Origin of the sequence: Streptomyces roseoviridis, from assembly GCF_039535235.1 — a bacterium.
Lineage (GTDB): Bacteria > Actinomycetota > Actinomycetes > Streptomycetales > Streptomycetaceae > Streptomyces > Streptomyces roseoviridis.
Genome location: NZ_BAAAWU010000001.1, coordinates 2,774,634 through 2,794,721 on the forward strand (window position 1 = coordinate 2,774,634; position 20,088 = coordinate 2,794,721).

22 protein-coding genes are annotated in these 20,088 nt (G+C 72.3%); 9 read left to right on the top strand and 13 right to left on the bottom strand.

The genetic code is table 11. The features are described 5' to 3' along the window. Positions 1–25: 25 nt before the first annotated feature. Together ABD954_RS12300 and ABD954_RS12305 are read right to left on the bottom strand one after the other, a co-directional pair. Entirely contained in the window at positions 26–427 is a 402-nt protein-coding gene (locus ABD954_RS12300; protein ID WP_345486012.1) for a DUF1330 domain-containing protein, read from the bottom strand. Positions 428–509: 82 nt separating this feature from the next. After that, the gene (locus ABD954_RS12305) at positions 510–1,553 is read right to left on the bottom strand and encodes an NAD(P)-dependent alcohol dehydrogenase (RefSeq protein WP_345486014.1); all 1,044 of its coding nucleotides are present in this window, start codon (positions 1,551–1,553) and stop codon (positions 510–512) included. Between the two features lie 129 nt (positions 1,554–1,682). Between ABD954_RS12305 and ABD954_RS12310 the strand changes: the two genes are divergently transcribed. Then, positions 1,683–2,573 (top strand): helix-turn-helix domain-containing protein, encoded by an 891-nt coding sequence (locus ABD954_RS12310; RefSeq protein ID WP_345486016.1) that lies wholly within the window; start codon positions 1,683–1,685, stop codon positions 2,571–2,573. 105 nt (positions 2,574–2,678) lie between these two features. Here ABD954_RS12310 and ABD954_RS12315 read toward each other — a convergent pair whose 3' ends face one another. Both ABD954_RS12315 and ABD954_RS12320 read right to left on the bottom strand, forming a co-directional pair. Continuing rightward, positions 2,679–3,950, bottom strand: a complete 1,272-nt coding sequence (locus tag ABD954_RS12315; RefSeq protein WP_345486017.1) for a L,D-transpeptidase — start codon at positions 3,948–3,950, stop codon at positions 2,679–2,681. 201 nt (positions 3,951–4,151) lie between these two features. After that, positions 4,152–4,496 (bottom strand): hypothetical protein, encoded by a 345-nt coding sequence (locus tag ABD954_RS12320; RefSeq protein ID WP_345486019.1) that lies wholly within the window; start codon positions 4,494–4,496, stop codon positions 4,152–4,154. A gap of 110 nt (positions 4,497–4,606) precedes the next feature. Here ABD954_RS12320 and ABD954_RS12325 point away from each other — a divergent pair, with 110 nt between their 5' ends. Continuing rightward, the gene (locus ABD954_RS12325) at positions 4,607–4,879 is read left to right on the top strand and encodes a hypothetical protein (RefSeq protein ID WP_345486020.1); all 273 of its coding nucleotides are present in this window, start codon (positions 4,607–4,609) and stop codon (positions 4,877–4,879) included. 63 nt (positions 4,880–4,942) lie between these two features. Here the strand turns inward: ABD954_RS12325 and hutH are convergent, their stop codons facing one another. The 3 genes from hutH to ABD954_RS12340 all read right to left on the bottom strand — a co-directional run bounded on the left by hutH (position 4,943) and on the right by ABD954_RS12340 (position 7,203). Then, on the bottom strand, positions 4,943–6,484 hold the full coding sequence (hutH, locus tag ABD954_RS12330) for a histidine ammonia-lyase (protein ID WP_345492112.1): 1,542 nt from the start codon (positions 6,482–6,484) through the stop codon (positions 4,943–4,945). Positions 6,485–6,658: 174 nt separating this feature from the next. Beyond that, positions 6,659–6,991 carry a DUF6415 family natural product biosynthesis protein gene (locus ABD954_RS12335; protein ID WP_345486022.1) on the bottom strand — a complete coding sequence of 111 codons (333 nt, stop codon included), beginning with the start codon at positions 6,989–6,991 and terminating at the stop codon, positions 6,659–6,661. A 5-nt stretch (positions 6,992–6,996) separates the two neighbouring features. After that, complete coding sequence (locus ABD954_RS12340; protein WP_345486024.1) at positions 6,997–7,203, bottom strand: hypothetical protein; 207 nt, start codon at positions 7,201–7,203, stop codon at positions 6,997–6,999. 174 nt (positions 7,204–7,377) lie between these two features. On the opposite strand from ABD954_RS12340, the gene ABD954_RS12345 reads away from it, so the two are divergent. Then, positions 7,378–8,484, top strand: a complete 1,107-nt coding sequence (locus ABD954_RS12345; RefSeq protein WP_345486025.1) for a helix-turn-helix domain-containing protein — start codon at positions 7,378–7,380, stop codon at positions 8,482–8,484. A 134-nt stretch (positions 8,485–8,618) separates the two neighbouring features. Continuing rightward, positions 8,619–9,638, top strand: coding sequence for a hypothetical protein (locus tag ABD954_RS12350; protein WP_345486027.1), 1,020 nt, complete (start codon positions 8,619–8,621; stop codon positions 9,636–9,638). A gap of 185 nt (positions 9,639–9,823) precedes the next feature. Here the strand turns inward: ABD954_RS12350 and ABD954_RS12355 are convergent, their stop codons facing one another. The 4 genes from ABD954_RS12355 to ABD954_RS12370 all read right to left on the bottom strand — a co-directional run bounded on the left by ABD954_RS12355 (position 9,824) and on the right by ABD954_RS12370 (position 14,261). Further along, positions 9,824–10,939 carry a GGDEF domain-containing protein gene (locus ABD954_RS12355; protein WP_345486029.1) on the bottom strand — a complete coding sequence of 372 codons (1,116 nt, stop codon included), beginning with the start codon at positions 10,937–10,939 and terminating at the stop codon, positions 9,824–9,826. Positions 10,940–11,143: 204 nt separating this feature from the next. Further along, positions 11,144–11,947, bottom strand: a complete 804-nt coding sequence (locus ABD954_RS12360) for an enoyl-CoA hydratase/isomerase family protein (RefSeq protein WP_345486030.1) — start codon at positions 11,945–11,947, stop codon at positions 11,144–11,146. 51 nt (positions 11,948–11,998) lie between these two features. Continuing rightward, entirely contained in the window at positions 11,999–13,168 is a 1,170-nt protein-coding gene (locus ABD954_RS12365; RefSeq protein ID WP_345486032.1) for an adenylate/guanylate cyclase domain-containing protein, read from the bottom strand. A gap of 241 nt (positions 13,169–13,409) precedes the next feature. Continuing rightward, a complete protein-coding gene (locus tag ABD954_RS12370; protein ID WP_345486034.1) occupies positions 13,410–14,261 on the bottom strand; it encodes a biotin--[acetyl-CoA-carboxylase] ligase in 852 nt (283 codons plus the stop codon). A 134-nt stretch (positions 14,262–14,395) separates the two neighbouring features. Between ABD954_RS12370 and ABD954_RS12375 the strand changes: the two genes are divergently transcribed. Both ABD954_RS12375 and ABD954_RS12380 read left to right on the top strand, forming a co-directional pair. Next, a complete protein-coding gene (locus ABD954_RS12375) occupies positions 14,396–16,000 on the top strand; it encodes an acyl-CoA carboxylase subunit beta (RefSeq protein WP_345486035.1) in 1,605 nt (534 codons plus the stop codon). A 20-nt stretch (positions 16,001–16,020) separates the two neighbouring features. Continuing rightward, positions 16,021–16,233 (top strand): acyl-CoA carboxylase subunit epsilon, encoded by a 213-nt coding sequence (locus ABD954_RS12380; RefSeq protein WP_345486037.1) that lies wholly within the window; start codon positions 16,021–16,023, stop codon positions 16,231–16,233. Positions 16,234–16,320: 87 nt separating this feature from the next. Here the strand turns inward: ABD954_RS12380 and ABD954_RS12385 are convergent, their stop codons facing one another. Beyond that, positions 16,321–17,565, bottom strand: coding sequence for an SGNH/GDSL hydrolase family protein (locus tag ABD954_RS12385; protein WP_345486039.1), 1,245 nt, complete (start codon positions 17,563–17,565; stop codon positions 16,321–16,323). A gap of 58 nt (positions 17,566–17,623) precedes the next feature. Here ABD954_RS12385 and ABD954_RS12390 point away from each other — a divergent pair, with 58 nt between their 5' ends. The 3 genes from ABD954_RS12390 (at position 17,624) to ABD954_RS12400 (ending at position 19,276) form a co-directional block, all read left to right on the top strand. Beyond that, a complete protein-coding gene (locus tag ABD954_RS12390; protein ID WP_382745844.1) occupies positions 17,624–18,310 on the top strand; it encodes a TetR/AcrR family transcriptional regulator in 687 nt (228 codons plus the stop codon). 70 nt (positions 18,311–18,380) lie between these two features. Next, a complete protein-coding gene (gene mmpB / locus ABD954_RS12395) occupies positions 18,381–18,509 on the top strand; it encodes a morphogenic membrane protein MmpB (protein ID WP_345486044.1) in 129 nt (42 codons plus the stop codon). 161 nt (positions 18,510–18,670) lie between these two features. Further along, positions 18,671–19,276 carry a nucleoside triphosphate pyrophosphatase gene (locus ABD954_RS12400; protein WP_345486047.1) on the top strand — a complete coding sequence of 202 codons (606 nt, stop codon included), beginning with the start codon at positions 18,671–18,673 and terminating at the stop codon, positions 19,274–19,276. A 22-nt stretch (positions 19,277–19,298) separates the two neighbouring features. Here the strand turns inward: ABD954_RS12400 and ABD954_RS12405 are convergent, their stop codons facing one another. Continuing rightward, entirely contained in the window at positions 19,299–19,754 is a 456-nt protein-coding gene (locus ABD954_RS12405) for a hypothetical protein (protein WP_345486049.1), read from the bottom strand. Between the last annotated feature and the right edge of the window lie 334 nt (positions 19,755–20,088).

The following is a 20,088-nucleotide window of genomic DNA, read 5'->3' on the forward strand; positions in this document are numbered from 1 at the left end:
TCGACGGACGCCCACGGGGCCGGCCTCACTCGACAGGCGCCCGCTCGACGGACGCCTGCTCGACGGGCGCCTGCTCGACGGACTCCGCCGCCGCGCGCATCGCCGCCGCCGTCGTGGCCGGGTCGTAGCCCTCCGGAACGCCGTCGATCAGCAGGACGTCGCCGGGGATGTGGCGCGCGCGCAGGGGGATGAGGGCCTGGTAGGGCTCGGAGTCGTACCAGGCGCGGGCGTCCGCGTACGTCGGGAAGGCGATCATGACGAGCGCGCCGGGCCACTCGCCCTCGAGGACCTCGCGGCGGGGCGCGCCGTGGACGAGGAAGCGGCCGCCGAAGGGGGCGAGGGTGGACTGGATGCGCTCGATGTAGCCGAGGACGTCCTCGTGGGGGGTGGCGCCCGGGTGCAGGTTCGCTATCGCGTATGCGGTCATGGGACGAGCATGCCGGGGCATGCCGTGCGGGTCGATTACCCCGGACGTCATGCCCCGGCGCGCCGTGTCCGAGGCCGCCGGATCAGATCGTCGAGGCGTCGATCACGAAGCGGTAGCGCACGTCGGACGCGATGACCCGCTCGTACGCCTCGTTGACCTGGTCGGCCGTGATCAGCTCGATCTCCGCACCCAGGCCGTGCGCGGCGCAGAAGTCCAGCATCTCCTGGGTCTCGGCGATGCCGCCGATCATCGAGCCGGCCAGCGTCTTGCGGCCGCCTATGAGGGAGAACAGGCCGACCTTGACCGGCTCCTCCGGGGCGCCGACGTTCACCAGGGCGCCGTCGGTCTTGACCAGGCTCAGGTAGGCGTCGAAGTCGAGCGGCGCGGAGACCGTGGAGATCACCAGGTCGAAGGTGCCGGCGAGCTCGGTGAAGGTCGCCGGGTCGCTGGTGGCGTAGTAGTGGTCGGCGCCGAGCTTGAGGCCGTCCTCCTGCTTCTTCAGGGACTGGCTGAGCACGGTCACCTCGGCGCCGAGCGCGTGGGCGATCTTGACGCCCATGTGGCCGAGGCCGCCGAGGCCGACGACGGCGACCTTCTTGCCGGGGCCGGCCTGCCAGTGGGCGAGCGGCGAGTAGAGGGTGATGCCGGCGCACAGCAGCGGGGCTGCGACGTCGAGCGAGATGCCCTCGGGAATGCGCAGGGTGTAGTTCTCGTCGACGACGATGTGGGTGGAGTAGCCGCCGTAGGTGGGCTCGCCGTTCTTGTCGAGGGCGTTGTACGTGCCGGTCATGCCGTTCACGCAGTACTGCTCCAGGCCGCGCTCGCAGTACTCGCAGGTGCGGCAGGAGTCGACGAAGCAGCCGACGCCGACGCGGTCGCCGACCTTGTGCCGGGTGACGCCGGGGCCGACCTCGGTGACGATGCCGGCGATCTCGTGGCCGGGGACCATCGGGAAGATGCCCTCGCCCCAGCCGTCGCGGGCCTGGTGGATGTCGGAGTGGCAGATGCCGGCGTACTTGATCTCGATGAGGACGTCGTGCTCGCCGACGGCCCGGCGCGGCACGGTGGTGCGCTCCAGCGGGGCGTTGGCGGCGGGTGCTGCGATGGCGGAGACGTTCGTGGTCATGGTGGTGAGCCTGCCGTAGGTTTCCGGCCACACCCAGACCACTGTTCTGCCTACGACCGGCGTGCCTACCACTGGCAGGGTCAGGAACGTACGCCCGGTTTCGGCCGTCACCGGGAATACTGGGGACGTATGGACCTCAGTGCCGAACTCAGCGAATTCCTCCGCTCCCGCCGGGCACGCCTCAAGCCGCAGGACGTGGGCCTGCCCGAGTTCGGGCGGCACCGCCGGGTTCCCGGCCTGCGCCGGGAGGAGCTGGCGCAGTTGGCCGGGGTGTCGGTGGCGTACTACACCCGGCTGGAACAGGGCAACGGCCGGAACGTGTCCATGGAGGTGCTGGATTCGATCGCGCGAGCGCTGCGGCTCAGCGACACCGAGCGGGCGCATCTGACCCATCTGGCGAAGCCGACCGTGAAGAAGCGCCAGCGGGCGGGGAGCTCCCGTCCGCAGCAGGTGCGGCCCGGTCTGGCGCAGCTCCTGGACGCGATGGAGGGGGTGCCGGCCTTCGTCGTGGGGCGGCGGCTCGACGTCCTGGCCTGGAACCGGATGGCGCGTGCGCTGTTCGGCGACTTCGCCGCGTGGGATCCGCGCGAGCGGAACATGGCCCGGATGATCTTCCTCGACGCCAACGCGCGTGATCTCTACATCGAGTGGGAGTGCAAGGCGGTCGAGGTCGTGAGCGTGCTGCGACTGTACGCGGGAATGCACCCGGACGACCCGGAGCTGATGGCGCTGGTCGGCGAGCTGTCGGTCAGGAGCGAGGAGTTCCGCTCGCTGTGGGCGGCGCACACGGTGACGGACAAGGGGCACGGCACGAAGCGGCTGCGGCACCCGCTGGTGGGCGAGATGACGCTGTCGTACGAGTCGTTGAAGGTGTCCGGCGACGATCCCGACCTGGTGCTGGTGACGTACCACGCGGAGCCCGGCTCGCCGTCGGCGGACGCGCTGCGGCTGCTGGCGCAGTGGGGTGTCGACGAGCCGGTGGTGGCGGAGGCGGATCCGAGCGCGGACCCGCGGGCGTGAACGCCCATCGGAGCGCGGACCGGCGGGCGTGAACGCGAGCGGCCCCCCTCGTCGTCGGACGAGGGGGGCCGCGTCACTTCACCGCAGCGCCGGGTGCGGAGGGAGTCAGACGGCCGAGCCGGCCTTCCACTCCGACCAGCTCATGTTCCAGCCGTTGAGGCCGTTGTCGGGCGCGATCGTCTTGTCCTTGGAGTTCTTGACGACGACCACGTCGCCGATGATCGAGTTGTCGTAGAACCACGCGGCCTGCTGCTTCGGGTCGCCCGCGCCCTTGACGTCGGCGAGGCCCACGCAGCCGTGGCTGGTGTTCACGTTGCCGAAGATGGAGCGCGCGCCCCAGTAGTTGCCGTGGATGAAGGTGCCGGACGTGGACAGGCGCATCGCGTGCGGCACGTCCTTGATGTCGTACTCGCCCTTGCCGTCCGCGTCGGTGAAGCCGACGGTGGCGCCGTTCATCCGGGTCTCCTTGAACTTCTCGGAGATCACCATCTGGCCGTTGTAGGTGGTGTTCTCCGGGGAGCCCGCCGAGATCGGGATGGTCTTGATGGTGCGGCCGTCCTGCTTGACCGTCATCATCTTGGTGGCCACGTCCACCGTGGAGACCTGGTTGCGGCCGATCTTGAAGGTGACGGTCTTCTCCTGGACGCCGTAGACGCCGTCGGCGCCCTCGACGCCGTCGAGCTGCAGCTTCATGGTGACCGTGGAGCCCTCGGCCCAGTAGTTCTCCGGACGGAAGTCGAGCCGCGTGGAGTTGAACCAGTGCCCCACGACCTCCTGGCCGGAGGTGGAGGTGACGCTGATGCCGCTCTGGACGGCCTTCTTGTCCTTGATCGCCTTGTTGAAGTTGATCGAGACCGGCATGCCGACGCCGACCGTGGAGCCGGCTTCCGGCGTGAAGTTGGCGATGAAGCTGTTGGCCTTGGAGACCGTGGTGAAGGAGGAGTTCTCGTGCGCCTCCAGTCCCTCGGCGTCCGTGGCCGTCGCCGCGACCTTGTAGACGACGCCGCGCTTGAGCTGGCCGCTGGGCTGCCAGCTCAGACCGTCCGCGGCTATCTCGCCCTTGACGGTGTCGCCCTCGGCGGAGGTCATGGTGACCTCGGTGAGCTTGCCGTCGGTGACGGTGACCTTGGCGCCGTCGTTGATCGAGACGTTCTGGGCACCGTTCTTCGGCGAGATCGTGATCTGCGCCTTGGAGGTCTTCTGCGCGGCGGCCTCGTCGACCTGAGCCTGTGACTGTGCGCTCTGCGAGGCGTCGGCGGCGCTGCCGCCCTTGTCGCTGTCACTGCACGCCGAGAGCACCAGCACGCCACCGAGCACCGCGGCGGCCGCCGTCAGGCTCCTGCGGCGCTTGCCGTACGTCATCACACGCTTCTCCATCGTCGCCGATTACCTGCCACTTCCCACTGAAACACCCATGACAACCCGCCCGGTTCCGTAACCGGGGGGTATGTGGGGAACACCACTGTGCGACACGCGCCCGCGGAGCTTTCGGTTCCCGGCGGCCCCCCTGAACCCCTGAGGACGGGAACGGGCCCCGGGACGACACCGTCCCGGGGCCCGAGGGGCAGGGGCGGTCGGTCAGGTGCGGTCGTCCTCGTCGTCTTCCCGCACACCATCTTCGTCGTCGAGGTCCCACTCCATCGCATCGGGGTCGTAATCGACCTCCTCGCTGCTCCAGGAGGCCTGCACCATCTCGACGCCGGGGACGGTGCCGACCAGGTCGAAGGGCTCGACGAGGTAGGCGAGGGCCTCCGCGCTGTCCTCCGCGACGGCGGCGCGGGCGTGCACCCGCTCCTCCTCCGGCATGAACTCGTCGGCGTCGATCCGGCCCGCGGCGGCCTCGGTGAGTTCGGCGGGGCCGTCGACCTGAAGGACCAGATCGACGCGAAGCCGTACATAACGTGATGTCTCGGAAGTGCTCATGGGCGGAGCGTAGAGCGCGGGAGGGCCTCGGCTTTCCCACGACCCGCTGAGTTCAATAGCATCGGCGCACCTACCAGTTCGCGGTTTCCGCCAAGGGGGATCGAATCCACGTGTCCGTCGCCCGACGTCCGCTGCTCACCGCCACCGCCGCGGGGACCCTGCTCTGCGCGCTGTGGTTCGTGCCCTCCGCGAACGCCACCGGCGAGCAGCACGTGACGGACCGCGCGCCGTCGGCCGCATCCGGGGTCCGGGACGACGAGCCGCGGCTCGCGGAGACCGGCGGCATCGACACCACCCCGTACCTCCTGGGCGGGACGGCCTTCCTGGGCGTGGGCGCGGGCTTCGTGACGCTGGCGATGCGCCGGGGCGGCCGGGCCTCCTGAGCACGGCAAAGGGCCGCCCCCGGTGCTCGGAGGCGGCCCTTTCCTCGTCTGCCCGTACGTCCGTCAGGCGAGCGGTCCGGTGACCGGCTCGACCGCGGCGACCAGCCGGCCCTCGCGTACGAAGGCGTCGGCGGCGGCCAGGTCGGGGGCGAGGAAGCGGTCGGGGCCGGGGCCCTGGACGCCGGCCGCGCGCAGGGCCGCGATGGCGGCGGCGGAGGCCGGGGCCGGGGCCAGGCCGTGGCGGAGCTCGATGCCGCGGGTGGCGGCGTAGAGCTCGACGGCGATGATCCGGTTGAGGTTGTCGACCGCGGTGCGCAGCTTGCGGGCGGCGGACCAGCCCATGGAGACGTGGTCCTCCTGCATCGCCGAGGACGGGATGGAGTCGGCGGACGCCGGGACGGCGAGCCGCTTCATCTCGCTGACCAGGGCGGCCTGGGTGTACTGGGCGATCATCAGGCCGGAGTCGACGCCGGCGTCGTCGGCGAGGAACGGCGGCAGGCCGTGCGAGCGGTTCTTGTCGAGGAGCCGGTCGGTGCGGCGCTCGGCGATGGAGCCGAGGTCGGCTGCGGCGATCGCGAGGAAGTCGAGGACGTAGGCGACGGGGGCGCCGTGGAAGTTGCCGTTGGAGCGGACCTGGCCGTCCGCGAGGACGACCGGGTTGTCGACGGCGGCGGCGAGCTCGCGCTCGGCGACGAGCCGGGCGTGGGCCATGGTGTCGCGGCCGGCGCCGGCGACCTGCGGGGCGCAGCGCACGGAGTAGGCGTCCTGGACGCGAGGGGCTTCGCCGCTCTGGAAGTGGCCGGTGAGCTCGGAGCCCTTGAGCACGGCCAGCATGTTGGCGGCGGAGGCGGCCTGGCCGGGGTGCGGGCGGATGGCGTGGAGCTCGGGTTCGAGGACCTTCTCGGTGCCGAGGAGCGCTTCGAGGGTGAGGGCGGCGGTGATGTCGGCCGACGTGTAGAGGTTCTCCAGGTCGGCGAGCGCCATGATCAGCATGCCGAGCATGCCGTCGGTGCCGTTGAGGAGGGCGAGGCCCTCCTTCTCCCGCAGCTCGACGGGCTCGATGCCGGCGGCGGCGAGCAGCTCGCCGGCGGGCTTGACGACGCCGTCGGGGCCCTCGGCGTCGCCCTCGCCCATGAGCGCCAGGGCGCAGTGGGACAGCGGCGCGAGGTCGCCGGAGCAGCCGAGCGAGCCGTACTCGTGCACGACGGGGGTGATCCCGGCGTTGAGCAGGTCGGCCATGGTCTGGGCGACCTCGGGGCGGACACCGGTGTGGCCGGAGGCGACCGTCTTGAGCCGCAGGAACATCAGCGCGCGCACGACCTCGCGCTCGACGCGCGGCCCCATGCCGGCGGCGTGCGAGCGGACGATGTTGCGCTGGAGCTGGGTGCGCAGCTCGTGGCCGATGTGCCGGGTGGCGAGCGCGCCGAAGCCGGTGGAGACGCCGTAGACCGGCTCGGGCTTGGCGGCGAGCGCGTCCACGGTGGCACGTGCGGCGGCGAGCGCCTCGACGGCCTCGGATGACAGCTCGACGCGGGCGCCGTGGCGGGCGACGTCGATGACGTCCTGCGGGGTGGTGCCGGACGTCCCAAGGACGACAGTCTGCATATCCATATTCAGCACCCTACGGATTGAAGAGCGCCATGTCACTAGGTGACGGCCAAGGCGGCAGGAGCGAGGCGCTCCGTTTCAGTGTGGGGGGCTGCCCCGCAAGGAGGGCGGCGAGCGGGCGCACCCGGCCGGGCCGCACGGGCACGCGACGGGCCGGGGGGCCGCCGCGCGTCACGGCCGCAGCCCCCGCCGGTGCGCGGACGCGTAGCGCATCAGGTGGTAGGTCGCCTTGCCGAGGAGTCGTAGCGACGCGGCCGGATCACCGCCCTGGTCCCGCAGCAGCGCGCAGGCGTGTTCGGCCGTCTTCTCGACGATGTCCCGGGCGCGGTTGTCCGCCAGCGTCGTCGCGTACGCCTCGGCCGGGGTGACGAGCTGCTCGATGTGCGAGCGCAGACGCCTGCGGAGCTCGTCGGCCACGGGGCCGGTCGGCCGGCCTTCGGCGAGGGCGAGCGCCAGATCCACGTCCCGCCCCATGTCGACCCACGTCGCGGGCAGCTCGTTCACGGTGCTCACCGCCCGCCGCGGTCGCCGTCGGAGCGGCGGCGGGCTTCGCCCGACCCGGCCTCGCCGGGCAGCGGTCCCGTACGGGCCAGGAACGCCTCCCAGCCACGCCGGGCCCGCCCGAGGAGCGCTGCCGACGGGCGGCAGCCGCAGGGGGCGGGAGGTGTTCCGGCACATACGTCGGGAAGCTTGTCCGGCTCCTGACTGGTGGTCATCGTGGGTCTCCACGTTCTCGTGAGCTGGGAAGACGGCCGCATCAGGACGCGGGCTCGTCGACCACCATGCTGGTCAGCCCCAGAGGGCGGGCATAGTGCGATTTCCCGTGTGAAATCTCTTGCTTCGTCGCACTGTTGGAACGTTCACCCGGAATCGAGAGGCAAGATGGTGGCATGGATCTCGGCGAGGTGATCCGGCAGCTTCGTCTGGCCCGGGGCTGGTCCCAGGGCCGGCTGGCTACGGCGATCAACGAGCGATACGGGACGACGCTCGCCCGTGAGTACGTGAGCAACTGGGAGTGCGGCAAGGTCACACCCAGGGACTTCTACCTCCGGGCCTTGTCCGCCGTGCTGGATGCCCCCCTGGCCACATTCGAGGACGACGTGAAACGCCGAACGTTCCTGACCGATGTCGCGGGTACCGCCATAGCGCCCGTGATCGCCTCCGACCTACTGTCCGACGGCTTCGCCGCTCGGCTGCGGGGCGGACCGTCCGTGGACGAGTGGGAGGGAAAGCTCGCCACGTACGGCACGGAGTACATGAGCATGGGCGCGGGAGACATCCAACGTCGAGTCTCCCGCGAACTCGTGATCGTGCAGCAGCAACTGGAAGACACGCGGCTCTGGTCGGTGGCGTCGCGGCTGATGACGCTGTACGCGAAGACCTTCCCCGGCTCCGACGGGTCGAAGGCCGTGCACTGGTACCGCATGGCCGCGCAAGCCGCGGACCAGGCGGGCGACGACGAGGTGCGCGTCTGGGTGCGCGGGCGGGCGGCGATCGCGCTCGGGTACGAGGGCGCCTCCCTCGGCTTCGCCGACGTACTCGCCGATCAGGCCCTCGCCCTCAGCGACGCCCCGTCCCTCGGACTGCTCAACGCCGTCTACGGGCGCGCCCATGCCGCCGCCCTTCGAGGCGACCGGGCCACGGCCCTGAGCCTGGACCTCCAAGGCCGGCGGATCTTCGACACGGTCGGCTCCCACGAGCAGACGTCCGACCACGCGGTGCCATGGTGGCGCCTCAACGTCTTCCGTTCCCTGCTCCTGGCACGCCTCGGCGACGAGAAGGGCGCCGTCGAGGCCCAGGAGCAGGCCCGTCGCGACTTGCCTTCCGAACTCCCCCGGTTCGCCACGCACCTGGAGCTGCACCGGGGGCTGATGCTGGTGCGAGCCGGTGACCGCGAAGGCGGGGTGGCGTACGCCCGGGCGGCCATGGACGCGCTTCCGTCAGAGAAGCACAGTCTGACGCTGCGGATGCTCATGGAAGAGATCAAGAAGCCCTGAAGTTCTGGCATATTCACTCAGCGCATCCGAAGCACCACGCTGCGTGCGGTACGGTTCACGCAAAACGGCCCTCGAGACGGCGGCAACCGTCAGCGAGGGCCTCGACCACCAGTGGAATCGAGACCCCTCCACCGATGATGTACCGCCACATTATCGCGCCCTCGCGCGGCTTCTCCCAGTTCTCGCACGACATCATCCGGCATCCGCGCCTGAACTCCGACGCCGTACGGCTGCTGACCTGGCAGCTCTCCCTCCCGGCGAGTGCGCCCGAGTCGCTTTCCCGAACAGCCGAGCGTGCCCGGATCGGGGCATGCGCGTTCGCCAGGGCGAAGCGGCAGCTGAAGGCCGAGGGGTTCGTCCACGAGCGGCGCGTCCAGGGCCCGGGTGGGCGGTGGACGACCCGACAGCTCGTCACCAACCTGCCGTTGAACGCGGCGGAGGCCGCGAAGCTGCTGGCGCGACTGCCCCTGCCGAGTGCCGGGATTCCGGCCGTCGGTGAGCCGGCCGCCCCGCCCACCGACGGTCATCCGAAGAAAGACCGTGTCGAAGACACCTCCAACCGTCCGCCCGAGCCCGAGCCGGAGGGCGAACCCGAGCCCGAGCCGGAGGGCGAACCCGAGCCGGAGCCGGAGGGCGCACTGGAGGGCGGGCCGGAAGCCGGGCCCGAGGCACAGGCCGCGCCTCAGGCGCCGCCCCCGCCGCCTCCACCGGCCGCGCGGTCCGTCCCGTCCGTGCCGGACGTCCCCGACGAGGCCCGCGCCCTGGTGGCGGCACTGCCCCTCCTCTCGCCCGCCCTCCGGCACATCCCGCGCGGCATGCGGGACGAGTTGGCCGGGCTCGCCGCGGACTGGCTGTCCGCCGGGCACAGTTCCGCCGACGTCCACGCCCACGTGCTGCGGGGCCTGCCCGGCGACGGCACGCCCGTGTACCGGCCCGGCGGGCTCGTCCGGTACCTGCTGCGGGAGGTTCCGCCCCTGCGAGCGGCGCCCCCCGCAGGGCCCGCACAACGCACCGGACCGCGTCTGTCCGCACGGCTGGCGGCCGCCCGTGAGTGCGAGGGCGAACACGTGCAGCCGATGCTGTTCCGGCCCGTCGCGGACGAGACGCTGTGCGCCGCGTGCACCGCTTCGAGAAGGCAGGACAGCCACGCCTGAACCCGCCGCCTGGACATCGGCCGCGCCCGACCCGGCGCCGCCGGGCTCGGCCTCGCCGGGCGGCGGCGTCCGGGCGGCGGCGGCGTCCGGGCGGCGCTCCCTTCCGGGCCGGGAACGACTCCCGGCGCGCCCCGCCGCCGCCCTCCCGGGTGACCGGCACCCGCCCGCGCCCCGGACCGCGTTCCCTACACCGGCGGCGCGTCCCGGAAGCGGCGGCGGTCGCGGGCGCCGGGCGGGGCGTCGGCGAGGCGGATGACCGTGCCGTCGCGGCCGGCCACCACCGGCTTGGCGGAGCGGGCCGCCTTCGCCTGGTACTGCGCGGCGTCGGCGAGGCGGAAGAGACGGCGGGCGGACTTGAGGGGGCCGATCGGGTCGCCGGTGGACGCCACCCCGCAGGCCACGCCCTCGCCCAGCTCCAGTTCCGCCGCCCGTACGCACAGCTCTTCGGCGACCGCCACCACCTCGTCCGCCGTCGGACCGACCGTCAGGAGGCAGAACTCGTCGCCGCCGAGCCGCGCCGCCAGCGCCCCCGGAAGCATCGCGCCGCACCGTGACAGAACGGAGCCGAACCGTTCCAGCAGACGGTCGCCGACCGCGTGGCCGTGGGTGTCGTTGACCCGCTTCAGGCCGTTCAGGTCACAGACCACCAGGCTCACCACGGAGCCGTCGCTGCGATAGCGCTCGATCGCCTGGTCCAGACGGGTGTCCACGGCCCGGCGGTTCGCGAGGCCCGTGAGCGGATCCGTGAAGGCGAGCTTGCGGACCTCCTCCAGGCGCTCGGCCTGCGCGATGCCCGCCGCGACGACGGCGGCGAGGACGGTCGCGAAGTCGGCGTCGTGCCGGTCGAAGGCGGGCGCCCCGGCCGGCCGCGCCACGTACAGCTCGCCCCAGGCCCTGCCGTGCAGCACGACCGGGGCGACCACGCAGCAGCCGCGCCCGCGCCGTCGCAGCCCGGTGACCCGCCCGGTCGGCACCCGGTCGTCGGCCGTCTCCACCCAGGCGTCGGGCTCGCCGCCGCCCGCCCACTGCTCGTGCAGGAACTCGGTGATCTCCGGGAACTGATGGACCGGGTAGGTCTCGGCGTCCGGGAACTCCTCCTCCCCGACCGCCCGCTCCCCCGCGTTCACCAGCACCTTCAGCCGGCCGTGGTCCCGCTCCCAGACGGACAGCGCCGCGAAACTGCCGCCGAGCGCCTCGCAGGCGCCCAGCGCCGCGGCCCGCCAGAACTCGCGCGGAGTGTGCGCCGCCGCCATCGCCTGCGCCAGCGCCACTACGGCCCGCAGCCGCACGTCCTCACCCATTCCACCAGCTTAGGGAGGTTTGATCGGTTTTCCCCTTCGAGACGTCACAGAAAGTGACATTTGATGCAAAACGGGAACATCGACCTGGGCTCACGCGCCCGGCCGGGGCGCGACCTGGACTCACGTCACCCGGCCGGGGCGCGACCTGGACTCACGTCACCCGGCCGGGGCGCGGCCCTCACGCACCGCGCAGGGAGACCGGTCTCACTCGCCAGGCCACTGCGGCTTCCGCTTCTCGTTGAAGGCCGCCACGCCCTCCGCCCGGTCGCCCGAGAAGGCCACCGAGCGCCACGCCGCGTCCTCGACCTCCAGGCCCGCCCGCAGGTCCAGGCCCTGGCCGAGCCGCATGGCCTTCTTGGCGGCACGCAGGCCGACCGGCGAGTTGGCCGCGATCCGCCCGGCCAGTTCCAGCGCCGCCGTACGGGCGTCCTCCTCCAGCAGGTCGACCAGACCGAGCTCGCGGGCCTCGGCGGCCTCCACCCGGCGCGCCGTGAAGACCAGCTCGGCGGCGCGGGCCGCGCCCACCCGGCGCGGCAGCAGCTGCGTACCGCCGCCGCCGGGGATGACGCCCACCGACACCTCCGGCAGGCCCACCACGGCGGTCGCGTCGGCCACGATCACGTCACAGGCCAGGGCCAGCTCGAAGCCGCCGCCGAGGGCGAAGCCGTGCACGGCCGCGATCGTCGGCATGGGCAGCTCCAGGACGCCGGTGTAGGCGGCGCGGGCGACCGGCCGCTGGCGGACCAGCTCGGCGTCGGTGAAGGAGTTGCGCTCCTTCAGGTCGGCGCCGACACAGAAGGCCCGGTCGTTGGAGGACGTCAGCACGGTGACGCGCACGGAGGAATCGGCGGCCAGCGCGTCACAGGCGGCACCCAGGGAGCGCGCCATCTCCGAGGACACCGCGTTCATGGCCTTGGGCCGGTCGAGGACCAGCTCGGCGACATGACCGGACCCGTCCCTGCGGACCACCACGAACTCACCGAATCGCTGCTCGGACTGCTCCGACATGACCGCACACCCTCCCGGTTAACGCCTGTTAACGGCTGTTCACCGGAGATCTTAGGTCGGGCGGCGGCTCAGCAGCCAGGGCTCGACGACACCCAGTCCACGCACCGGCCGCTGCCACATGGGCTGGAGCGCGAAGCGGTAGGCCGGCGCCTGCCCGCCCTCCTTCTCGGCACGGGCGGCCTCCTCCGCCGCCTGCGTCTCGGAGACGGGCGCCTCTCCGGTCCTGGTGAGTTCCTCGGCGAGGGCGCTGTCGACCAGGACGGCGTCCTTGGGGGCTATCGAGGTGAGCCGGCTGGCCAGGTTCACGGTGGTGCCGAAGACGTCGCCCATGCGGGTCGTGACGGTGCCGAAGGCGATGCCGACGCGCAGGGCGGGCATGGTGTCGTCGTGGCTGAGCGTCTCGATCAGCCGGAGCGCGATCTCGGCGGCCGTGCCGGCGTCGTCGGCCGCGTACAGGACCTCGTCGCCGAGGGTCTTGATGAGCCGGCCGCCGTGCGCGGCGACCAGGTCGGCGCAGGTGGTCTCGAAGGCTTCGACGAGCTCGCCGAGTTCCTCCTCCTCCAGGCGCCGGGTGAGGCGGGTGAAGCCGACGAGGTCGGCGAAGCCGACCGCGAGCCGCCGGTCGACCATCTCCTCGTCGTCGGCGGCCTGCACGACCCGGCCGGTGGCGGCGGCGAGCTGGCGCCGCCAGACGTAGATCAGGAACTCCTCCAGCTCGGGCAGCAGCAGCTCGACCAGGGGGTACGTGACCTCGGTGCGGGTCATGCCGGGCTCGGGCGGCTCGGTGAGGCCCTCCAGGAAGGAGTCGATCTGCCATTCGGCGAGCCGGGCGGTGGTCTGCCCGGTGGAACGGGCCACCTGCACCGCCATCGGCTCGCTGAGCAGTCCGGCCTCGACGAGACCGGCGAGGCGGCGCAGCGCGAGGACGTCGGCCTCGGTGAGGGCCTTGGCCTGGCCGATGTCGGCGAAGCCCATGGCGCGCCAGAAGCGGGAGGCGAGCTCCATGGAGACGCCGGCGGTGCGGGCGGCCTGGAAGGGGGTGTAGCGGCGGTCGGCGCCGAGGATCAGCTGTTCGAGGCGGATCGCGAGCGGGTCGTCGGTCGGCTCGGCCGTGTGGTCGACGACGTGGTGGGGCGTGGGGTACGCGGGGGAAGCGGCGGACGGCTCGGCGGGTTCGGCTGGTTCGGCCCCGCCGCCGTTGTTCGCGTCGTCGACGGTCACCGGCCGCCTCCTGCCCGTTCCCTGCCCACTGTCCTGCCGATCTGTCGCGTGGAGAGTGCTTCCCCGGTCTTCACGGATCGCTCTCCACGAATCGCGCTCCACGATACGACAGGTGTGTGCTGGCTCACGCCCGAACCGGTCCCGACCCGTCCCGACCGGTCGAGAACCGGCCGGTCCGGACGGGTGACGCCGGGCGGGTGACCCCGGGCGCCGGCGGGGTGCGGGGGCGTGGCGCGCGGGGTCAGTCGGCCGCGCGCAGGTGGACGATGTCGCCGGCCGCGACGGCCTCGGTCCCGCCGCCCTCGGTGGCGACGACCAGGCGTCCGTCCTCGTCGACGGCGACGGCGTCGCCCTCCAGCATCCGCTCGCCCGGCAGGTCGGCGCGGACCCGGCGGCCGAGGGTGGCACAGCCGGCCGCGTAGGCGTCCTGGAGCCCGGAGGCGGCCGGGTCGCCGCCGGCCCGCACCCAGTCGCCGTACCACTGCTCCAGGGAGCGCAGGACGGCCCGCAGCAGGGTGTCGCGGTCGGTGGAGACGGCGGCGGCGAGGAGGAGGGAGCCGGCGCCCGGCACCGGGAGCTCGTCCTCGCGGAGGCTGACGTTGATGCCGAGGCCGATGACGACTCCGTCCGCGCCGGCCCGCTCGGCGAGGATGCCTCCGGTCTTGCGTTCCTCGCCGCCGACGCGGACGAGGAGGTCGTTGGGCCACTTGAGGGAGAGGTCGGCGCCGGCTGCCCTGCCGAGGCCCTGCGCGGCGGCCACGCCGGTGAGCAGGGGCAGCCAGCCCCAGTGGTGCACGGGGACGTCGGGCTTGAGGAGGACGGAGAGGAAGAGGCCGGAGCGGGCCGGTGCGACCCAGCTGCGGTCGAGGCGGCCGCGCCCGGAGGTCTGTTCCTCGGCGACGAGCACCGCGCCCTCGGGCAGTTCGTCGGCGCGGGCGGCGAGATCGGAGTTGGTGGAGCCGGTGGACCCAACCACGTCGAGGGAGGTCCACAGCGCGTCGGGCAGGACGAGCGCGCGGCGCAGGGAGGGTGCGTTGAGCGGGGGGCGGTCGAGGTCTGACCAGCGTCCCGCGGAGCCTTGGGAGGACGTCATGCAAGCCAGCGTAGGTGTGGCAAACGCCGCACTGCCGAACCGTATCGACGCCGATACGCTACGGGTCAGTAGCCCAGCAGTAGTCCATTCGTAGTCATCGAACCCCCCGTGACCAGGCAGGGAGCCGCATCCCGATGTCCGAGCCGGCAGAGCACAACCAGATCGACATTCACACGACCGCGGGCAAGATCGCGGACCTGCAGCGCCGGATCGGCGAGGCCACGCACGCCGGTTCCGAGCGGGCGGTGGAGAAGCAGCACGCGAAGGGAAAGCTGACGGCGCGGGAGCGCATCGCACTGCTGCTCGACGAAGGTTCGTTCGTGGAGCTGGACGAGCTGGCCCGGCACCGTTCGTCCAACTTCGGCCTGGACAAGAACCGCCCGTACGGTGACGGCGTGGTGACCGGTTACGGCACCGTCGACGGCCGCCCGGTCGCCGTCTTCTCGCAGGACTTCACCGTCTTCGGCGGCGCCCTCGGCGAGGTCTACGGCCAGAAGATCGTCAAGGTCATGGACTTCGCCCTGAAGACGGGCTGCCCGGTGATCGGCATCAACGACTCCGGCGGCGCCCGCATCCAGGAGGGCGTCATGGCCCTCGGCGCGTACGGCGAGATCTTCCGCCGCAACACCCACGCCTCCGGGGTGATCCCGCAGATCTCCCTGGTGGTCGGCCCCTGCGCGGGCGGCGCGGTCTACTCCCCCGCGATCACCGACTTCACGGTGATGGTGGACCAGACCTCGCACATGTTCATCACGGGTCCCGACGTCATCAAGACGGTGACCGGCGAGGACGTCGGCTTCGAGGAGCTGGGCGGCGCCCGCACCCACAACACCACCTCGGGCGTGGCCCACCACATGGCGGGCGACGAGAAGGACGCGATCGAGTACGTCAAGTCCCTTCTGTCCTACCTGCCCTCCAACAACCTGTCGGAGCCGCCGGCCTTCCCGGAGCAGGCCGACACCGAGACGACGGACGAGGACCGCGAGCTCGACGTCCTCATCCCGGACTCGGCGAACCAGCCGTACGACATGCACACCGTGATCGAGCACGTGCTCGACGACGGCGAGTTCCTGGAGACCCAGGCGCTGTTCGCGCCGAACATCCTCACCGGTTTCGGCCGCGTGGAGGGCTTCCCGGTCGGCATCGTGGCGAACCAGCCGATGCAGTTCGCCGGCTGCCTCGACATCAACGCGAGCGAGAAGGCGGCGCGTTTCGTCCGCACCTGCGACGCCTTCAACATCCCGGTCATCACCTTCGTCGACGTCCCGGGCTTCCTGCCGGGCGTGGACCAGGAGTACGGCGGCATCATCCGGCGCGGCGCGAAGCTGATCTACGCGTACGCCGAGGCGACCGTCCCGCTGATCACGGTCATCACCCGCAAGGCCTTCGGCGGCGCCTACGACGTCATGGGCTCCAAGCACCTGGGCGCCGACCTCAACCTGGCCTGGCCGACCGCGCAGATCGCCGTCATGGGCGCGCAGGGCGCGGTCAACATCCTGCACCGGCGCACCCTCGCCGAGGCCGAGGCGAACGGCGAGGACCTGGAGGCGGTGCGCGCGCGGCTGATCCAGGAGTACGAGGACACCCTCCTCAACCCGTACATCGCGGCCGAGCGCGGTTACATCGACGGGGTGATCCTGCCGTCCGACACGCGCCCGCAGATCGTGAAGGCCCTGCGTCAGCTGCGTACGAAGCGGGAATCCCTGCCTCCGAAGAAGCACGGCAACATCCCGCTCTAACCTCCGGGAGGGACACCCCCATGATCAAGGTCGTACGAGGAAACCCGACGCCGGAGGAGCTGGCCGCCGCACTGGCGGTGGTCCAGGCCCGGGCCGCGGCCACGGCGGCGGCTGCCGCCGAGGACGGCGGCCCGGCGGTCACCGAGGGCTGGTCGGACCCGGCGCGGATCGCCCGCGGCGTGCGCCACCGGCCGGGCCCGCGCTCGTGGACGCGGTCCTACTGGCCCGTGTGACGGCGGTCGGTACGGAAGGACGGACGGGCGGAGGCCGGACCCCATGTGCGGGAGGTCCGGCCTTCGGCGCGTGCGGGGCGGGGACGGTCAGAGCAGGGGGGCGACCGCCTCAGCCATGAGGCGGTAGCCGGCGTCGTTGGGGTGCAGCCGGTCGGCGTGCGCGTACACCGGGTTCAGCGCCTTGGCGTCCCGGGGGTCGGCGAGGAGCGTCGCGAAGTCGACGACCGCGTCGAACTCGCCGGAGGTCCGGATCCAGTGGTTGACCTCGGCGCTGGTCCGTTCCGCGGTGGGGCCCCAGTGGCTGGTGTCCTTGAAGGGCAGCAGGGTCGAGCCGATGACGCGTACGCCACGGGCGTGCGCCGCGTCGATCAACTGGCGGTAGGCGGCGATGAGTTCGGCGGACGTGACGACGGGTGAGGGCTTGTAGGTGGGGTGGGCGTCGGGCTTGAGGGCGGCCTCGCTGTAGCCGATGTCATTGAGGCCCTGGAGCAGGGCGACGGTGGTGACGCCGGGTTGGTCGAGGGCGTCGCGCCGGAACCGGGCGGTGGAGCGTTCGCCGTACCAGGCCGAGTCGTTGAGGACGAGGTTGCCGCCGATGCCGGCGTTCACGACGGGGGCGTCGATGCGTTCGGCGAGCGCGTCGGAGTAGCGGCGGTTCGTGTCCGGGGTGGAGCCGAAGCTGTCGGTGATGGAGTCCCCGAAGAGGACCACGCCGCCCTTCGCGGGCGGGGTGCCTCCGGAGACCTCGACGCCGCTGAGGTAGTACCAGGACTGGCTGCGTGCGGTGAAGGCGCGGCCGTCGGTGTCGGCGCGGCGGTCGCCGTCGGCGCGGTAGCTGTCGGTCCACGCCTGGGAGTGGAAGGTGGCCGGCCCGGTCGTCCCGGCGAAGTAGAGGGTGACGGTCACCGAGTCCAGGCGTCCGACGTCGAGCCGGGCCGGGTCGCTGCGGAGTTCGCCGTGCGCGGGCACGGACACGGACCGCTCGCCGCCGAAGGTGAGGTGGCGCACCGAGCCCGGGTCGACGGACGCGCCGGTGGTGGTGCGGGCGACGGTGGCGCCGGTGACGGCCAGGGGCGAGGTGCCGTACGCGTTGGAGAGCCTGATCCGTACCCGGTCGCCGTCCTCGGTGAGGCGGACGACCTGCCGGAGGGTCTGGCGCGAGAATCCCTCCTGGGACCAGTTGGCGGTGAAGCCGGTGGAGGGGAGCTGCGGGGCGGCGCCCCAGGCGGCGTGCCACCGCGCGGCGGGCGCGGGCCGGGCGTCGGCCGCGGGGCCGGAGAGCAGGGTGAGGCCGAGGGCGGCGGCGAGCAGCGGGGTGAGGAGCTTCTTCATGGCGAGTCCTTCGGGAGCGCGAACACACGAGCCTTAACGGGATTCTCGTTCCGTTAAGATGTCCGAGACGGTAGCAGATACCGAGTCACTAATGGAACAGGAGTCCCGTTTGAGTGAGAGCCCGTCGGCCGTGCCCGGCACCGTGCGCCCCGGGGGCCGTACCGCGAAGGTGCGCCGGGCCGTCCTCGACGCCACCGAGGACGCGCTCGCGGCCTCCGGCTTCCACACCCTGAACATGGATCAGATCGCCGCGAGCGCCGGCGTCGGCAAGACCACCGTCTACCGCCGCTGGGGCTCCCCCGTGGGCCTGGTCACCGACCTGCTGCACGACATGGCCGAACAGTCACTGCCGGCCGCCGACACCGGCAGCCTCGCCGGCGACCTGCGGGCCAACGCGGCCCTCGTGCACCGCACCCTCACCGACCCCCGGATGGGCGCCGTCTTCCGGGCCGTGATCGCGGCGGCCGCCTGCGACGAGGAGTGCGCGACCGCCCTGCGCGGCTTCTACCGCACCCGCCTGGAGGAATGGGCCCCGGTGGTGACCCGGGCGGCGGCCCGCGGCGAGGTCCCGGCCGGCACGGACGCCCTCGAACTCCTGCGCGCCGTCTCGGCCCCGCTCTACTACCGCTTCGCGGTCTCGCGCGAGGACCTGCACGAGACCCACGCCGAACGGTCGGTCCAGGCGGCCCTCGCCGCGGCGGCGGCCGGGGCCTTCGTCGCCTCCCCCGCCCCTGGTGCGGACTAGTCCTTCGGCACGGGGCGCCTGAGTACGAGTACTCAGGCGCCCCGGCCCGCCGGACCGCAGGATCGTGGGCATGCTCTGGTCCGACCCCGAGAACGAGCCGCCCAAGGAACTGCGCGAGATGCAGGCGAAGCTGCGGCGCGCGAGCGTGCTGCTCGCCGTGGCGATGGTGCTGCTGATGTTCGTGGTCGGCGCACGCTGATCCGGCGCATCCCCCTTCCCCCCGGCGCATCCCTCCCCGGCACCCGGTGATCCGGCGCACGCCGAGCCGGCGCATCCCCCTTCCCCCCGGCGCGTCCCGCCCAGGCGCCGGCGATCCGGCGCACGCTGACGGGCCCGGCCCGGCCTCGCTACGCTGCCCTCATGACTGCTGATCACCGCCGTGTCGTGCTCGCCTCCGCCTCCCCCGCCCGGCTCGGCCTGCTCCGGCAGGCCGGACTCGCTCCGGAAGTGATCGTGAGCGGCGTCGACGAGGACAAGGTGCACGCCCCGACGCCCGCCGAGCTGGCCCTCGCCCTCGCCGAGGCCAAGGCCGCCCGTGTCGCCGCCCGTCCGGAGGTGTTCGGCGCCCTCGTCATCGGCTGCGACTCGGTCCTGGAGCTGGACGGACAGCCCCTCGGCAAGCCGGCCGACGCCGAGGAGGCCACCGCCCGCTGGAAGGCGATGCGCGGCAGGGTGGGCATCCTCCAGACGGGCCACTGCGTCTACGACACGGCCGCCAAGCGCTACGAGTCGGCCACCGCCTCCACCGTCGTCCGCTTCGGCGAGCCCAGCGACGCCGAGATCGCCGCCTACGTCGCCAGCGGCGAACCGCTCCACGTGGCGGGCGCGTTCACCCTCGACGGCCGCTCGGCCCCCTTCATCGAGGGCATCGACGGCGACCCGGGCAACGTCATCGGCCTCTCCCTGCCGCTGCTGCGCACCCTGCTCGCCAAGCTCGGCGTCTCCATCACCGACCTCTGGGCCTGAGGCCGGTTCACCCGCGGCCGGCTCAGGCGGCGGCCGGCGCCGCCTCGGGCTCCGGCCCCGGCTCCGGCCCGGCCCCGGGCTCCGGCCGCGCCTCCCCGTACGCCACCAGGGTGAGGACGATCAGGCCCACCACCACCATCAGGAACGCGAACGCCGCCCAGCCGAGCAGCCCGACCGCCACCGCGCCGAGGACTCCGTGCACGACCGCGCAGCCGATGAGGAGGGCGCGGCCCGCGCGGCCGGGCCGGCGGTCGCGCAGCGCGGCGATCAGCGGTACCAGACCGCACAGGAGCAGCAGGACGCCGGAGCCGATACCGAGGGCCCAGGTGCCGGTGTACATGACCTCGGGGTCGAGCCCGTCGAGGGACATCGACTGGGCCTTCACGAACCGGGCCATGACCGCGTTGACCGCCACGATGCCGGGCGCTTCGAGGAAGAGCACCACCGCCGTCACGAGCGCTATCGGTCTGCGGGCCACGTGGGCCACCCCCTGGATGCGGCTGTTACCTCCGGTACGTACGACATCGCGAAGGCTACTGGCCGGTAAACCCCGGGACAAGGGTTCGCGCACGCGGGCGTGCGCCCGCCACCCTGGCAAAGAATCATTGCGCCATTCGTAGGGACTCCACAAAGAAACCCGTTTGTCGACTGGCCGCGCGAACAGAGACCTGCGCCACACCTCGGAGCTACTGTGCCGTAAAGAATCCCTGCGTACCGTGGTACGACAAGGGATTTCACGACCCGAGCAAGCCTCGCATCACGCTCCGTGTGGGCAAGCTCACCACTGGGGACGGGTCGAAGTGCCGTGTCGG

Excerpts from the sequence above, each read along its gene's own strand:
- ABD954_RS12375 (WP_345486035.1), top strand. The coding sequence starts at position 14,396 with ATGTCCGAGCCGGCAGAGCACAACCAGATCGACATTCACACGACCGCG.
- ABD954_RS12385 (WP_345486039.1), bottom strand. The coding sequence starts at position 17,565 with ATGAAGAAGCTCCTCACCCCGCTGCTCGCCGCCGCCCTCGGCCTCACC.
- ABD954_RS12315 (WP_345486017.1), bottom strand. The coding sequence starts at position 3,950 with ATGGAGAAGCGTGTGATGACGTACGGCAAGCGCCGCAGGAGCCTGACG.
- ABD954_RS12380 (WP_345486037.1), top strand. The coding sequence starts at position 16,021 with ATGATCAAGGTCGTACGAGGAAACCCGACGCCGGAGGAGCTGGCCGCC.
- ABD954_RS12345 (WP_345486025.1), top strand. The coding sequence starts at position 7,378 with ATGGATCTCGGCGAGGTGATCCGGCAGCTTCGTCTGGCCCGGGGCTGG.
- ABD954_RS12355 (WP_345486029.1), bottom strand. The coding sequence starts at position 10,939 with ATGGGTGAGGACGTGCGGCTGCGGGCCGTAGTGGCGCTGGCGCAGGCG.
- hutH (WP_345492112.1), bottom strand. The coding sequence starts at position 6,484 with ATGCAGACTGTCGTCCTTGGGACGTCCGGCACCACCCCGCAGGACGTC.
- ABD954_RS12400 (WP_345486047.1), top strand. The coding sequence starts at position 18,671 with ATGACTGCTGATCACCGCCGTGTCGTGCTCGCCTCCGCCTCCCCCGCC.
- mmpB (WP_345486044.1), top strand. The coding sequence starts at position 18,381 with ATGCTCTGGTCCGACCCCGAGAACGAGCCGCCCAAGGAACTGCGCGAG.
- ABD954_RS12300 (WP_345486012.1), bottom strand. The coding sequence starts at position 427 with ATGACCGCATACGCGATAGCGAACCTGCACCCGGGCGCCACCCCCCAC.
- ABD954_RS12310 (WP_345486016.1), top strand. The coding sequence starts at position 1,683 with ATGGACCTCAGTGCCGAACTCAGCGAATTCCTCCGCTCCCGCCGGGCA.
- ABD954_RS12350 (WP_345486027.1), top strand. The coding sequence starts at position 8,619 with ATGATGTACCGCCACATTATCGCGCCCTCGCGCGGCTTCTCCCAGTTC.
- ABD954_RS12340 (WP_345486024.1), bottom strand. The coding sequence starts at position 7,203 with ATGACCACCAGTCAGGAGCCGGACAAGCTTCCCGACGTATGTGCCGGA.
- ABD954_RS12370 (WP_345486034.1), bottom strand. The coding sequence starts at position 14,261 with ATGACGTCCTCCCAAGGCTCCGCGGGACGCTGGTCAGACCTCGACCGC.
- ABD954_RS12360 (WP_345486030.1), bottom strand. The coding sequence starts at position 11,947 with ATGTCGGAGCAGTCCGAGCAGCGATTCGGTGAGTTCGTGGTGGTCCGC.
- ABD954_RS12390 (WP_382745844.1), top strand. The coding sequence starts at position 17,624 with ATGTCCGAGACGGTAGCAGATACCGAGTCACTAATGGAACAGGAGTCC.
- ABD954_RS12320 (WP_345486019.1), bottom strand. The coding sequence starts at position 4,496 with ATGAGCACTTCCGAGACATCACGTTATGTACGGCTTCGCGTCGATCTG.
- ABD954_RS12305 (WP_345486014.1), bottom strand. The coding sequence starts at position 1,553 with ATGACCACGAACGTCTCCGCCATCGCAGCACCCGCCGCCAACGCCCCG.